Below are 14,051 nucleotides of genomic sequence, written 5' to 3'. Positions count from 1 at the left end.
CACTTACTGGTTGGTCGCTTTTATTATTCTTCAGCACCTAAAAAAATACCGCAGTGCGCACCTGCGGTATTTTCAGTTCATCAACCTGGGATTACATTCCCGTGGTTGTTGTAGTCGTTGTAGTCGTCGTTACCACTGGAGCCGTTGTTGTGGTCACCGGTGGCTCAGGCTCTGGTTCTGGCTCAGGTTCTGGCTCAGGCTCTGGCTCTGGCTCTGGTTCCGGCTCAGGCTCCGGCGGCGGAGTGACGTCTGAGTCGTCATTGTCAAGTGTCGCAGCGATTGTTAACGCTACGATACCAGCAGCGGCTACAGAACCTTTAGTGATGAAACCACCACCGTCGCTGTCGCCGTTTGCGCTGGTTGCACCTGTCTGAGCGAATGCAGCTGGCGCTAATACCAAGCTGATTGCTGCAGCTAATGCAGTACGTTTAATCATAATAAATACACCTCTATGTGCTTGATTGGCCAATCTTTGGAAATGTTCCAAGATTACTTTAAAGACTAGCACCTTGTTCTAATTCTGTGAAGTCTCTTTATGTAAATGTACGTCCATTTGTGGGTAAGGAATGCCGATATCGTTTTTATCAAGGGCAATCTTGATTTCACGCATCAGGTCCCAGTACACCGGCCAATAATCACCGACGTTAACCCACGGACGCACAATAAAGTCGACTGACGAGTTGTTCAGTGCGTGCACCTGAATATTCCAGGCGGGATCTTCTAGCAAGCGGTCATCCGCTTTCAGCACAGACTCCAGAACTTCTTTGGTCTTATGTAAATCCGCGTCGTACGAGACGCCAATTAACAAGTCAACGCGGCGCGTGTCTTCGCGGCTGTAGTTGGTAATTGGCTGACTGGTGATCTGCGCGTTAGGTACAAAGACTACCTTATTATCAGGGGTCTTAAGGACCGTTTGGAAAATATTTACTTCCTGAACTGTACCTGCAACACCACCTGCTTCAACATACTCCCCGGCCCGGAAGGGGCGGAAGGTAATGATCAGTACCCCGGATGCCATGTTCGACAGTGAGCCTTGCAGTGATAAACCTATCGCCAGACCCGCTGCACCTAAGATCGCGATAAACGAAGTGGTTTGCACCCCAACCTGGGATAGAGCCATCAGTACGGCAGCAATAAAAATAACGCTTTTGACAATGGCGCTAAGGAAACTAATCACGGCACCATCGACACCTTTACGTTCCATGCCCCGGCCAATCAGTTTGGCGACACTGTTCGCAATCATCTTACCGATGATCAAGATGAGTATTGCGACAACAAACTTAATCGTGTAGCTCACGATAAGCTCCTGGTTGTCGGTTACCCAGGTCAGAAATTTCTCCATTACTACTCTCCTTTATTACTTCTTAATTGGTCGAACTATCAAAACTTGGCTCAAAACTGCAATTTAAAGGGATAGGCACCCGTCGCATCGGCTCTGCCGAGAAACACTAACACATCTGCAATGGCACGGGGGGTTTGCACTCCAGGCTGCAATTTGCCGTTAATAACAACCTGAGGTCGTTGGTAACTGCCTGCCAAACGCGTCTCAAAACTTAACCCGACACTGTTATTACCTTTCATAGTAGCAACAATTTCGTTATTTGCTGTGCAGCTCAAGGCCGTGGCAAACGTACCGAGGTCCGTCCATTGGCGATTAATACGAACCGCCGTGCCCCGAGTATCCAGTTGCCCTAGCAATTGATTACACCAAAGGCCACTGCTTAGATCAGCAAGCTGGAAATTCTCTAGCTCGAGTGACCAGCGCCCGTCGACAGTCACTGGAACAGGTAGCTGGTACGCAACCACCGCCTGCTGCAGATTACCGCCGAACTCGCCCGAAATTTGCACATCACCACCCCAGCCCAACTCAGCTCTGGCGTCCCCTGCCACCACATTGGTCGCTGGGATTTGCAAATCAAGCACTGCCTTGCCGCTTAGTAGTGCGGTTGGCGCCAACTTCCAACTGACCTCATTAAAGACCAGGTTTTGCTGCGGTGAAACTTTATAGCTGAGGTTGGTCTGTCCTTGCCACAAACTACCTTCTACAGCACTTAGCTCAACACCACTGTTCGCCGGCACGAACCACAGCAACAAACGTGCTGGAGCGAAAACGATCAAGCCGACCAGATAAACCGGAATTAACCAGAGTAACCAACGCCAACTCATGCCAGGCCGACCTTCAACCGCCGCACGTGTACGTGGCCTGGTGTGTTGCCGCGAGTGATATCGAGTTGTTCAATACTCAGCCCCGATTCAGCCTGAAGCGCATCAAGAAGTGCCAACACCCGTTCGAAGGGGACATCATTGAGTACCACAACTAAGCTATCGCCTTCCGGATTCATCCGTCCGACGTCAAGTTGCTGGGCTCGCGCAAACTCGGTGACCAGCCGCGGAATATCGCCAAGTTCATTCGCACGCCGCGCAGTAGTTCCCGTTTGAGGTTGTCCTGACTGTTGCTTGAGCGCCAGGTAGCGACCTGTGTTCTCACGCACCCAGGACAGAGTTTCCAGCTGTGCGTCACGCTGCAACTGACGCTGCTCGATACCACTTTGCAGCGGTTGCCAAAGGGCAAAATAGACGACACTGATAGCCAGTACGATGCCAGCCAAACTTACCAATAACCGCTCACGGTTATTGAGCTGTTGCCAACGTAGTTGAAGTTGTTCATGCAACATCGCTTAACTCTCCTCACGCACTTCGAAATTGCCGGTGACCACACCGTCTTGATTGGTCACTTGCCCCTGTTTCACTGACAAACCTGACTGCCCGGCAACCTCCTGAAAGCGTTGCAAAGTATCAAAATCATCGGCATTCACCTGCAAGGTCAACGCTTGATTACTGTACCGCAGTAATTCTACCTGTAACTCAGGTGTTGCCCGAAATGCCGAATCAAGCTGTGCCAACAGGTTCAGTCCTGACTGAGACGCTGCGCTGGACGTTGTCGCACTGCTACCCACCTCAGCTAAGTGCTGGCGTAACTGGCTACGCACATTGACAATGCGTGACTCGTTTGGAAACGCCGTCTGGTAGGTTTCGTTAATGGCCGTGTTTAGCGCTTCATTTTCCTGACCGAGCTGAACATAGGTCACCAGCTGTTGAGCAAAAAGTGCGACCAGCGCGATAGCCGCGGCAATGCCTGCAGCACGCCATGGTAGCTTAAATTGCTGCTTACTACGTTTGCGCGCTACCCTAAACTCGCCGTGACGCAAATTAATACTGCCAGTGGCATGACCCAGTGATGCCACTTGCAACGGGAGTTCAAACTGCTCGCTGATGTTCTCGCCAGCAATCGGAAACACGGGCGGATAGTCCACACTGTAGGCCTGCCATTGCCCCTGCCGAACCAGGATAGATTGACCCAGCTCTAACTGACAGCCTTGCTCCATTACGGGCAACATGAAGTAATCTGGGTAAATCGCTTCGCATTCGATTCCGGCGGCGTCGAGGGCGCTCACCCAGTCTTGCATCCGTTGCCGCTGTACTACAGTGACCGGTATCGGCTGTTCCACGCCGGCAGGTTTGGCATGCGCCGGCCAGGCAAAATGTAAACTCTCAATCTCGCTGGCAAGTTCATCTTCAAGTGCGTTAGGGATCAGTTGCGGTAGCAGACGTTGTGAACCTGATGGCAAGCGGACCTCGGTCAAGCTGACCTCCTGACCTGGTACGAACAGCGTCACTTCGCAGCGCTGCGCCTGCTCGCGTAGCTGTGAGAGCGCTTGCGCATCTGCCAGTTCACCACTGGCGATGACTTCCCGCTGACCAGGATGCCAGATCAGCCATTGCACCGGCTGCGCCAAATGAATATACAGTTGTTCCATTAAGGTTCTCCTAACCCACGCATGAGCACCACGGTCTCGTCGGTACCTATGTAGAGTTTACTTTGCCCGCGTAGCACCATATCGCCTACGCTAACATGGGTATCTAATTCAAAATAACTACTTTTTACCACCAGATCGTCGAACATGCCGCCGATGGTTTCAGCCGTAACGCCGCTCGCTTGCGGAACGCCACCAAAGTCCGGCCGAATGGTCTGCTGTGCCGCTTGCTGTAAAATCGAGTTGCTTTGCGTATCTTCAACACGGTCATAGCCGTCGTCCGGACGTTCCGCTAGTGCTGCATTCCCCGCATCTGTCGTCAGCCCGCCAAGGCTCACCGCATGCAAGAGCTCGCCGTGTTCCTCGGCGACCGTATTAAAGTTCAAGCGCAGCTTATTGCTGTTCGGAATCACACAAACAAACGGCTTCAGCGCTTGAAAGATCGGCTGAGTGACGCCACGAATAAGCCGTAGCTCGCTTTCATGCACTAAATAGTCGTTAGCGGCCTGGTACGGCACTGCGAGACTCTCATAATCCGCGCGCTCTGCACCATAGCCGCTACTGAGTCGGTCATCTTTATCCAGCCAATCGGCCAGACTCTCGACAATAGTATCGGCAGTATACGCGTCCATGTCGGGTACTGCCGCCAGTAGCAACATACGAAACTGTACCTTGCGTCGCGCCAGCTGCTCGTTGCTAAGACCATCACCCTTGAGTGCGTTTAAATTAAAGCAGCTGTGCAGATCTTTAATGCCGACCCTGACCAAGCCGCCACCTTCGATCGGGTACACCCGTTCGTCCTGCGTCTGCTGATACCAGACTTGCTCCTGATGCACCACACCATCGCTTTCATCAAGTTGCAGCTGTAATAAGTTGCGGGCGATTTCTTCGGCGCTCAGCATGTACCAATAGGCCTGCTCGGTTTGCTGGTAGTTCGTGGTGCGCACAACGTTCATTTGCAACTTCTCACTGAGCTGCACCGCCAACACCGTTACCAGCGCCACCACCAGTAGCACCATAATCAGCGCCACGCCCTGCTGACGTTGCGGTGACGAGCGATTCAGATCAAATTTCCGGTTCACTGAAATCGCCTCCGTTGAGCACAAACACCCGAACAATGGTGCCCCAACGCTCGGTTTCGAGAGTCACTTCCAAACCATCAGGAATCGCCATCGACTCGCTATCTTCAATTTCGGCGGCCATGCTGGCGCGATCCTGACCGTCTTCGCCTTTAATAATCGGCTCCACCTGGAAACTGGTGACTCCTTTTAAAATCACCCGTTCTACGGGTTCCTGGCTGGCACTCATATCGACATAAATGTAGTGCTGCCGGACCAGGTTTTTCTGATCATCGATCTGGTAACGCACCGGTTGTAATTCGCTACGCGGCAGTAAGTTGCCGGGATTAAACCAACCGGCACGGACATAATAGTCGCCCTCTGGGGTGCGCCGTGACACCGCCTGGCGCAGGTCCTGCTCCAATAAAAACATGGCCTGTTGTAATTCTGCCAGCTGTTCGCGTGCTTCGGCGCTTTGCTCGTTGGTTCGCATCATGGTGTTCACCACCGCGGCACTGGCTAAACCGATGATGGCAAACACCACCATCGCCACTAAAACTTCGACCAGCGTAAAGCCTCTCATGGCTGCACCTCGAGGTACCGGCCAAGGACATAGCTGGAGTCAGTACTCTCTACGCTGGGTCTGACGGTCACTTCGACGTAAAGCACATCGCCGGTGACAGTTTCGGTAAAGGTCGCGCGCCAATGCCACTGTCGATCGCCCACGGTTTCTGCGCCCTGGGTCAGTTTTTGCGGCTCTTCGCGGAGCGATAATCGTGCCAGTGCATTGCTCGCTGCGTAACGCGCCAGTGTCCGTTCTTGCATGTAAGCTAAGTCATTCAGGTGACTCGTCGCTGCGGCAACTCCGGCCAGCGCAGCCATAGCAAAAATGGCCAAGGCGGCCATGACTTCAATGAGCGTGAATCCGGACGACTTAGGCTTCATTCATCCACCGGCTCTAAGCTAACCTGGTAACCATCTTCACTGGCCAGACGCCAGCTGCGACTGGTAAACACATCCATCGAACCAAGCGTCAGGGTAAATACCGAAATGTCGCCGCTGCCGAGGATCCATAACTGCGGCATCACCGCCTCTTCGTCTTCGTTGTTACGCTCCTCTTTCGGAGCGAAAAAGGATTCCACGGCATCTTCATCCTGCCCGAGCAGTTCTTCGGTTTCGCTATCGATTTCCCAAACCATGCCCTCGGGCCAGTTTTGCGCCCGTAGGCCCCGTTGTTCGATGGGTTGCCATTGCTGCTCGCGCCACTGCAGAAATCGGTAGCCATCCTGAGTCAGATGTAACCCGAGTATGGCATGCCGAACGAGTGCATATTCCTGTGCATAACGAATGCGTTGATGCAGGTCTTCAGCGGTCTCGCTGATTTGGTCGTCCTGTTGGTCGGGAATGACAAAGGACACCGTCATCGCCAACACTCCGATGATGGCAATGGTCACCATGATTTCGACAAGGGTGAACCCTGCCTTAGTTCTGTTCAAGGTTCCAGTTGCCGATGTCATCTTCGGTGCCTGGCTGACGGTCTTCACCGGCTGAGAAAATATCGATATCACTGTACTCACCTGGGCTCAGCAACAAATAATCTGAACCGTACGGGTCTTGCGGCAACCGCTGAATGTAACCACCACGGCGGTAGTTACGCGGTGTAGGTTCCGTGGTAGGTTCATTCAGCAATGCTTCGAGCCCTTGCTCGGTGGTAGGGAACATACCGTTATCGAGTTTGTACTGCGATAAAGCGTTCTCCAGCGCCACAATATCTGACTTCACTTTTTGTCGATTGGCTTGCTCTGCTGAACCCAACACGTTCGGCAAAATCATCGTTGCCAAAAGGCCCAAAATGACAATGACCACCATCACTTCGATCAGTGAAAAACCTTTCGTTTTTTGCATACTTCCTCCAGATTACAGGCCGACCGCCTGATTCAATTGCAAGATCGGCTGAATAATAGCCATCACGATGACTAGGACCACCGCAGCCATCACAATGATCAAGGCCGGTTCAAATATTTTTAATGCCACATTCATAGTGTTTTCAAAATCGCGATCCTGGTTGTCCGCCGCGCGACCCAACATCTGTTCCAACTGACCGGACTTTTCACCCGCCGCAATCATGTGCAACATCATCGGCGGGAACAATTTGGTTTGCGCTAGCGCTGCCCGCAGTGACGAGCCTTCACGCACACGATCGGCAGCGTCATTGACAGCAATCTGCATGGCGCGGTTACTCAGCACGCGACCGGTGATCTGTAAGCCTTCCAATAGTGGCACGGCAGATGCAGTCAAAATACTCAGAGTACGCGCAAATCGTGCCGTGTTCACACCCTTTATGACACCACCAATGAGCGGCAGTTTCAGTTGCCAGGCATGAAACTTATCGCGGCGCTTATCATTGCGGAGCATCTGTCCAAGGATCACCAGTGCCAGCAGACCCGCCACCAGAATAAAGGGACCGAAGAACTGCAAAAACTCGCTCACCGCCAACAAGGCTCGCGTGATAAAAGGTAAGTCCTGGCCAATATTGCTAAATTGCTCGACAATTTGCGGTACCACGGACACCAGCAGGAAAATAATGACACTAATCGCCACGAAGGTCAGCACGAACGGGTACACCAGAGCCTGAGTCAGCTGGCCTTTCAGTTGGTGGCGCTGCTCGGTGTAATCGGCAAGGCGATTGAGCACTTCATCAAGGTGGCCCGAGCGTTCGCCCGCGGCCACCATTGCGGTAAAAAGCTTATCGAAGATGTGCGGATAGTCGGCCATAGCTACCGCCAGTGAATAACCTTCCACGACCCGTGAGCGCACTGCCATGACGAGCTTCTGCAGGCGTGGTTTATCGGTTTGTTCCGCGACCGCCAGCAAGGCCTGCTCAATCGGCATGGCTGCTGCAACTAAGGTCGCCAACTGGCGTGTGATTAGAGCCAGATCAGAGGAGCTGATTTTCCGTATCTTCCGCCGCGCCCACCAACCACTGAGGCCAGTTTCGCCCGCACTTGTTGCCGTTGAACTTTGTTCGGCGACTTCAACGTTAACCGGCAATAAGCCCTGGTCACGCAATAACTGACGCACCTGGCGCTCAGTATCCGCTTCAAGTACGCCGGTCTTTTTACGTCCGTTGGCGTCCAACGCATGATAGGAAAACGCGCCCATAGTTATTCCTCGCGCGTCACACGCAACACTTCTTCGCGTGTGGTGATGCCTTGCATGACTTTATCCAGACCGTCCTGACGGATGCTCGGTGTGGTTTTACGGACATATTTTTCAATGGCCTGTTCGCCATGACCGTTGTGCACGAGCTCACGAATATATTCATCCACCACCAGGAGTTCGTGAATACCGGTTCGTCCGCGGTAGCCAGTATGGTTACATTTATCACAACCCACAGCGCGGCATTCCTGACTTTCTGCAGTGATTTGAATTTTGCAGTCTTCACACAAGGTGCGCACCAAGCGTTGCGATAACACCGCGAGCAGCGATGAGCTCAACAAGAACGGTTCAACCCCCATATCTTCAAGACGAGTTATGGCACCTGCTGCGGTATTGGTGTGCAAGGTTGAGAGCACCAGGTGACCGGTTAAGGAAGCCTGTACACCAATTTGCGCTGTCTCCACGTCACGGATCTCACCGACCATCACCACATCGGGATCTTGCCGCAGTATTGCCCGCAAACCGCGGGCAAAGGTCATGTCCACGCGCGGGTTGACCTGCATTTGGCCGATCCCGTCAATGGCATACTCGATGGGGTCTTCGACGGTCAGAATATTGCGGTCTTTGGAGTTGATCTCCATCAACCCGGCATACAGTGTGGTTGATTTACCTGACCCCGTTGGACCAGTGACCAAAATAATGCCGTGGGGTTTGGTAATCAGCTGGGCAAAAATATTGCGGTTGGCCTCGGTCATTCCCAGCTGTTGCAGGTTTAGACGGGCGTTATTCTTATCTAACAGGCGCAGCACCACCCGCTCACCGTGATTTGACGGCATGGTTGAAACCCGCACATCGACCGCTCGGCCAGCGATAAGCAAGCTAATGCGGCCATCTTGCGGCACGCGTTTTTCCGCGATATCGAGCTGTGCCATCACCTTGATCCGCGAGACCAGCAACGAGCTGAGCTTACGGTTAGGACGAATCACTTCCCGCAAGACGCCGTCAATACGGAAGCGGATGAGCAGATCCTTTTCAAAAGTCTCGATATGAATGTCCGACGCCCCTTCTTTAATCGCTTCTGACAACATGGCGTTGATCAGTTTGATAATGGGCGCATCGTCTTCACTTTCGAGTAAGTCTTCTGTTTGCGGCAGCTCATCGGCTAATGAAAATAAATTGGTCTCATTACCAATATCTTCCATCAGCTGCTTCGCTTCGGAGGAATCGCGCTGATAGGCCTGGGTCAGAATCGCCTCAAACTCATCGGCTTGGTGCTCAATCACGGTAAATGGCATGCCTAAGGCACGCCGGACCTCAATCAGTACACTTCGTTCGACATCGTTACGGCAGTGCACAGTGCAATGCGCATCTGCTTCGCCCTCAGCCTGCACGTCTGCGACCACTACGCCATAGCGCTTGGCAAAGCCAAACGGCAGGCGCCGGGGCGCAATTCGCGCTGCGACTTCGGCAACATTAGTCATTGCCGTTGCCTCCGTTATGCTTATCGAGATACTCCTTTAACTCCGGTGGAATAGCCAATTCTGACTCTTCAAACTCAGACAGTACCGGCGTATCCGTATTTGGCATTAAGGTGATGCCCTTATCCTGACGCTTCAGTTGCTGGGCGCGCATGTAGTTATATTTGCGGCTACTCAGACCTTGCGCGGTCGAAGTATCGCGAACGATGGTCGGGCGCAGGAATATCATCAAGTTACGTTTCTGACGAGTAGTTGAAGTACTGCGAAACAGTGCGCCGACCAGGGGTATGTCACCCAACAATGGGATCTTCGACTCACTTTCTTGCACGTCTTCATCGATCAGGCCACCAAGCACAATGGTTTCGCCATCGTCAGCCATCACTGTGGTTTTCAGTGAGCGTTTGTTGATAGTGATATCTACTGCGGTAGCGCCACTCAGGCTGGAAACTTCCTGCTCGATAATCAGCTGCACCGCGTTGCCTTCATTAATCTGCGGCGTCACTTTAAGCTTGATACCAATATCTTCACGTTCGACCGTCTGGAACGGATTGGTATTGTTATCGCCAGCTGTAGCACCGGTAATGGTCGGTACCGACTGACCCACTAAGAAAGAAGCTTCTTCGTTATCTACGGTCATAATACTCGGCGTAGCAAGGATATTTGAGTTGGTGGTGGTCGATACGGCTTGCAAGATCGCACCCCAATCGTTTTTCACCACCCCAATCATCATACCGTTCACGTTGCCCAACAGCTCCGCGAGCAAGCTCACGTCGCCGGGTTCATCAGGCTCGGTGGTCGTGACCAGATTACCGTCAACGATGGTCTGGGTGGTACGCCCTTCCCGCTCACGCGCCTGATAAGCCGCCGCGGCGAGTGGACCAATAGGTACCTGACGACCATTCGAGTACTGCACCATACCGCCGTCTTCGGAAATCCACTGCAGGCCAAGGTCAATCCCGTCGCCTTCCAGAATCTCAACGATAATGGCCTCTACGTGTACCTGAGCGCGACGGATATCCAGTTGACGGATCACGTTTTCCAGATTAGCCAATAAATCAGGCTGGGCAGTAATCACTAATGAATTACTGTCTTCGTGTGCAGATATATTGATTTGCGAATTATTCGGTCCACCACCACCTGTGCGCGTCATCCGCGCTTGCTGATTCGGTGCCCCCGCACTGCTCATTTCTGCCTGAATGCTCTCGCTGACGCCCTGTAGCACCTCTACCAGCTCTTTGGCTTTGGCATACTTTAAGTAATACACCCGGGTATTGCCTTCGCTTTTCAGGTCCTGGTCGAGACGATTAATCAGCTCCACGACGCGTTGGCGGGCGCGCGGCTCACCACTGACAATCACGGAATTGGTGCGTTCATCGGCAACCACTTTCGGGATCAGTAAGGGGGGCGTACCTTCATTCGCTTTTTCATAGAGCGCCGAGGCGATGCGCACGATTTCCGCGGCAGACGCGTATTCAAGCTTCACCACGTCAACGTCCTGGTTACCCGCACGGTCAACGCGCTCAATAATTTCAGTCAGACGCTGCACGGTTTCGCTGCGCCCTGTAATCATAATCACGTTTGAGGGGTCGTAGCTGACCACATTACCGCCGCCGCTGCTGTCCGCTAGCAACCGCAATAGTGGTGCGAGTTCACGTACACTGACATTGTTCACCGGCACAACGCGAGTCACCAAGGTATCACCACCCAATGCATTATCATCCACTACGGGGATCGCACCGTTACGCGCATCTTTGTCACGCATGACTTTGACCACGCCGGATTCCATAGTGACCGTAGCAAAGCCATAGACTTCCAGTACGTTCAGGAAGAACTGCCAGTACTGTTCTTCCGTCATTACATCGTAGCTGCGCACATCAATGGTTCCGCGCACGTCGGGATCGATAATCATGGTCTTTTCCAGGTTTCGACCGACGACCTGAATGAACTCGGTAATATCTGTATTTTTGAAGCTGGCAGCGTATTCAACAGGCTGCTCGTTAGTACTTCCACGTTGGGCTTGTTGCGCAAAAGCACTGGCACTGACGCCAAGAGCGCAGGCTAAACTCATGCTGGTGAGCCAAATCGATGCGGTGGTGAAAATGCGCATAGTTGGTCCTATTCTAGTTAGCGTTCGGTTGCTCGTCGGGAACAGTAAGTTCCAGATCGAGATAATTATTATCGCGCAACACCGTCACAATGACTTGGCGCGCTTGTCGAAGTTCATCGATTGCCACTTGGGCACTTGCTACATTGGTTAAATCCTGGCCATTGATTGCCACCGCGATATCACCGGGTTGAAATCCAGCGGCCGTAAATAGTTCCGGATTATTTCCTGGTGATAACCGGTAGCCTTGCAAACCCTCACCGGACATTGCGGGGATAATGCGAATCACGTCCATTAACGCCGTGGCGCCGCCGGAGCGCACACGCTGCATGGCTTGGCGCTGGGAGGGGTCATAACGACTGCCTCTGTCCGCCCAATCGGTTTGCTGTTCAGGTTCTCGTTGTGCTGATTGCTGGCTATCCAGCGTCAATGATAATCCCTCACTCAGTTCGCCAATACCTTCCAGTTCGAGCGTTTCCAATACACCGCTATTATTGAGAATTACGCGATCCGCGTAAATCTCTTCGATGGTGACTTGGGTGCCTGCTATTTTATCGCCCACCACGTACACTTCCTGATTGCGATCCTTTTCAATAATGGCCGCCGAACGTGCCGGCACGGAGCTCGCCGTTACCCCGAGCAAACGTACATTAAGGTTGGTTTTAGGTGCCCGACTGGAGTCTTGCTTGACGGTGGTGGTGCCAAAAAGATTAAGATCGGCGAGGCTGGCAACGCGACCTTGGTTTCCCTGAGACTGTTGCGTAAGCTGTACCACCAAGGGTCCGCTGGCAGGTGCTTTCGCAGGCGCAATCAGTTGCCAGGTAAGCTGCGCCAACAGCCAGACTGCATAGACCGCAAACAATGCAGTCAGCATCCAGAGTAAACCACGAAGAATTCGCGGTTCGCTAACCAGTGTGAATAGACGCTTTAATTGTGGATTCTGAATCTGCATGCTTGGTTTCGTTATAATTTTGTGACAACACAGAGTTGAAATTCATTCTAACCCCTTAGGTGCGAACTGAACAGATCAAATTAGGTGAATATGGTATTATGCGTACAAAATATTACATAGTGATGAAGTGACATGAACTACCCCACTGACCAACTTTACCGATATACCTTTTCTGAGCAAGACGTGCGCGGCGAGCTTGTACAACTAAGTACCAGTTATCAGCGCATGCTGCAAGGGCACAACTACCCTGCGCCAGTGCAGCGACTGCTCGGTGAGCTTATGGCGACCACGGCGCTGCTCAGCGCAACCTTGAAGTTTGAGGGCCATATTAACCTGCAAGTTCAGGGCGATGGCCCGATTAATTTTCTTGCCGTAAATGGCTCCCATGAACAGGACTTGCGGGGCCTGGCCCGCTTGCGTGCTGATATTGCTGATGACGAAAATGATTTTCGTACCTTATTAGGTAAAGCGGTGATGGTCATCACCATCACGCCTGACCAAGGCGAGCGTTATCAGGGCGTGGTTGATGCCAATGCTGATAGCCTGGCGCAGGTGGTTGAAAATTATTTTGCACAATCTGAACAATTGCACACGCGGATCTGGCTTAACGCTGATGGCGAATATGCCGCGGGAATGATGCTACAGGTGCTGCCCGCAGCAGGGCATGACCTTAGTGCGTTTAACCATCTGGAAACGCTGACTTCAACTATGACCGCGAATGAGCTGTACACACTGCATGGCGAAGAGATCTTGCACCGCTTGTATCATCAGGAAAAGGTCGAAGTTTATGGTGCCCAGCGGGTCAACTTCCACTGCGGTTGCTCACGTGATCGCACCCTTGCAGCTTTAGCTACGGTTCCTGCTGAAGAAATCACTGAAGTCTTGCGTGAGGAAGGCGAAATTGTCATGACCTGTGACTATTGCCTGACTGAGTACCGTTTCACTGAAGCGGATCTGTAAACCCGCACTATCTCCTATACCGGGCCCGCAGTTTGACTGTGGGCTTTGCTCGTCAATTAGCGTTAACGCTTCATTTTAAGCAGCTGTCTGCGCTCTTTTTTGTCGGGCTTATGATCGGGGTGCGGATTGTTCATCGCATTCATTTTGCGTAGCTCGGCTTCGCGTTCACGACGCTCGATGGATTCCGGTGTTTCCTGATAAAGCTTTTGCGCCTCAGGTGCTCCGCGGCGTTGATCACTGAGCTCAAGCACTTCTACTTCCATGACGCTGCTGCCCTGGCTCAGTTTTATCAACTGCCCGGTAACAATGGTTTTCGCTGGCTTGGCCCGCTGGCCGTCGACCTGGACCTTGCCTGACTGAACCATCTGCCTCGACAACGAACGCGTTTTATAAAAGCGTGCCGCCCACAGCCATTTATCAAGACGTACGTTTTCCATAGGGGATCCTGATTATCCTTTTTAAGCTACTCATGCTCGCTACTAAAAAGATAGTCGAGTCGACACCTCACATCAATTTCAGCGCATA

Annotated in this window: 16 protein-coding genes; 1 reads left to right on the top strand and 15 read right to left on the bottom strand. The window is 52.5% G+C overall.

Annotated features, from left to right (window positions below; translation table 11 throughout):
* Positions 1-91: 91 nt before the first annotated feature.
* From J6J28_RS01845 to gspC, 14 genes are all read right to left on the bottom strand, one after another.
* Positions 92-436 carry a hypothetical protein gene (locus tag J6J28_RS01845; RefSeq protein WP_301719589.1) on the bottom strand — a complete coding sequence of 115 codons (345 nt, stop codon included), beginning with the start codon at positions 434-436 and terminating at the stop codon, positions 92-94.
* 78 nt (positions 437-514) lie between these two features.
* Positions 515-1,342, bottom strand: coding sequence for a mechanosensitive ion channel domain-containing protein (locus J6J28_RS01840; RefSeq protein WP_301719588.1), 828 nt, complete (start codon positions 1,340-1,342; stop codon positions 515-517).
* 50 nt (positions 1,343-1,392) lie between these two features.
* Positions 1,393-2,166: a type II secretion system protein N gene (locus J6J28_RS01835; protein WP_301719587.1), complete on the bottom strand. Its 774-nt coding sequence runs from the start codon at positions 2,164-2,166 to the stop codon at positions 1,393-1,395.
* Positions 2,163-2,675 carry a type II secretion system protein GspM gene (locus tag J6J28_RS01830; protein WP_301719586.1) on the bottom strand — a complete coding sequence of 171 codons (513 nt, stop codon included), beginning with the start codon at positions 2,673-2,675 and terminating at the stop codon, positions 2,163-2,165. The genes J6J28_RS01835 and J6J28_RS01830 overlap by 4 nt, the downstream gene beginning before the upstream one ends.
* Positions 2,676-2,678: 3 nt before the next feature.
* Positions 2,679-3,818 (bottom strand): type II secretion system protein GspL, encoded by a 1,140-nt coding sequence (gene gspL, locus J6J28_RS01825; RefSeq protein ID WP_301719585.1) that lies wholly within the window; start codon positions 3,816-3,818, stop codon positions 2,679-2,681.
* Positions 3,818-4,897, bottom strand: coding sequence for a type II secretion system minor pseudopilin GspK (gene gspK, locus J6J28_RS01820; protein ID WP_301719584.1), 1,080 nt, complete (start codon positions 4,895-4,897; stop codon positions 3,818-3,820). Before gspK ends, gspL begins: the two co-directional genes overlap by 1 nt.
* Positions 4,881-5,456, bottom strand: a complete 576-nt coding sequence (gene gspJ, locus J6J28_RS01815; RefSeq protein WP_301719583.1) for a type II secretion system minor pseudopilin GspJ — start codon at positions 5,454-5,456, stop codon at positions 4,881-4,883. Before gspJ ends, gspK begins: the two co-directional genes overlap by 17 nt.
* On the bottom strand, positions 5,453-5,818 hold the full coding sequence (gspI, locus tag J6J28_RS01810; protein ID WP_301719582.1) for a type II secretion system minor pseudopilin GspI: 366 nt from the start codon (positions 5,816-5,818) through the stop codon (positions 5,453-5,455). The genes gspJ and gspI overlap by 4 nt, the downstream gene beginning before the upstream one ends.
* Positions 5,815-6,390 carry a pilus assembly FimT family protein gene (locus tag J6J28_RS01805; RefSeq protein ID WP_301719581.1) on the bottom strand — a complete coding sequence of 192 codons (576 nt, stop codon included), beginning with the start codon at positions 6,388-6,390 and terminating at the stop codon, positions 5,815-5,817. Before J6J28_RS01805 ends, gspI begins: the two co-directional genes overlap by 4 nt.
* The gene (gspG, locus tag J6J28_RS01800) at positions 6,356-6,778 is read right to left on the bottom strand and encodes a type II secretion system major pseudopilin GspG (protein WP_301719580.1); all 423 of its coding nucleotides are present in this window, start codon (positions 6,776-6,778) and stop codon (positions 6,356-6,358) included. The genes J6J28_RS01805 and gspG overlap by 35 nt, the downstream gene beginning before the upstream one ends.
* A gap of 12 nt (positions 6,779-6,790) precedes the next feature.
* Positions 6,791-8,035, bottom strand: a complete 1,245-nt coding sequence (gspF, locus tag J6J28_RS01795; protein WP_301719579.1) for a type II secretion system inner membrane protein GspF — start codon at positions 8,033-8,035, stop codon at positions 6,791-6,793.
* 2 nt (positions 8,036-8,037) lie between these two features.
* Positions 8,038-9,513: a type II secretion system ATPase GspE gene (gspE, locus tag J6J28_RS01790; RefSeq protein ID WP_301719578.1), complete on the bottom strand. Its 1,476-nt coding sequence runs from the start codon at positions 9,511-9,513 to the stop codon at positions 8,038-8,040.
* A complete protein-coding gene (gspD, locus tag J6J28_RS01785) occupies positions 9,506-11,617 on the bottom strand; it encodes a type II secretion system secretin GspD (RefSeq protein ID WP_301719577.1) in 2,112 nt (703 codons plus the stop codon). The genes gspE and gspD overlap by 8 nt, the downstream gene beginning before the upstream one ends.
* A gap of 13 nt (positions 11,618-11,630) precedes the next feature.
* Positions 11,631-12,566, bottom strand: a complete 936-nt coding sequence (gene gspC, locus J6J28_RS01780; RefSeq protein WP_301719576.1) for a type II secretion system protein GspC — start codon at positions 12,564-12,566, stop codon at positions 11,631-11,633.
* 132 nt (positions 12,567-12,698) lie between these two features.
* Between gspC and hslO the strand changes: the two genes are divergently transcribed.
* Positions 12,699-13,526 (top strand): Hsp33 family molecular chaperone HslO, encoded by an 828-nt coding sequence (gene hslO, locus J6J28_RS01775; RefSeq protein ID WP_301719575.1) that lies wholly within the window; start codon positions 12,699-12,701, stop codon positions 13,524-13,526.
* 62 nt (positions 13,527-13,588) lie between these two features.
* Here hslO and hslR read toward each other — a convergent pair whose 3' ends face one another.
* Positions 13,589-13,963, bottom strand: a complete 375-nt coding sequence (gene hslR, locus J6J28_RS01770; RefSeq protein WP_301719574.1) for a ribosome-associated heat shock protein Hsp15 — start codon at positions 13,961-13,963, stop codon at positions 13,589-13,591.
* Between the last annotated feature and the right edge of the window lie 88 nt (positions 13,964-14,051).

The organism is Pseudidiomarina terrestris (assembly GCF_030466375.1).
Classification (GTDB): domain Bacteria; phylum Pseudomonadota; class Gammaproteobacteria; order Enterobacterales; family Alteromonadaceae; genus Pseudidiomarina; species Pseudidiomarina terrestris.
The sequence above is the reverse complement of the archived record's forward strand: the minus strand, read 5'-3'. Positions and strand labels throughout refer to the sequence as shown.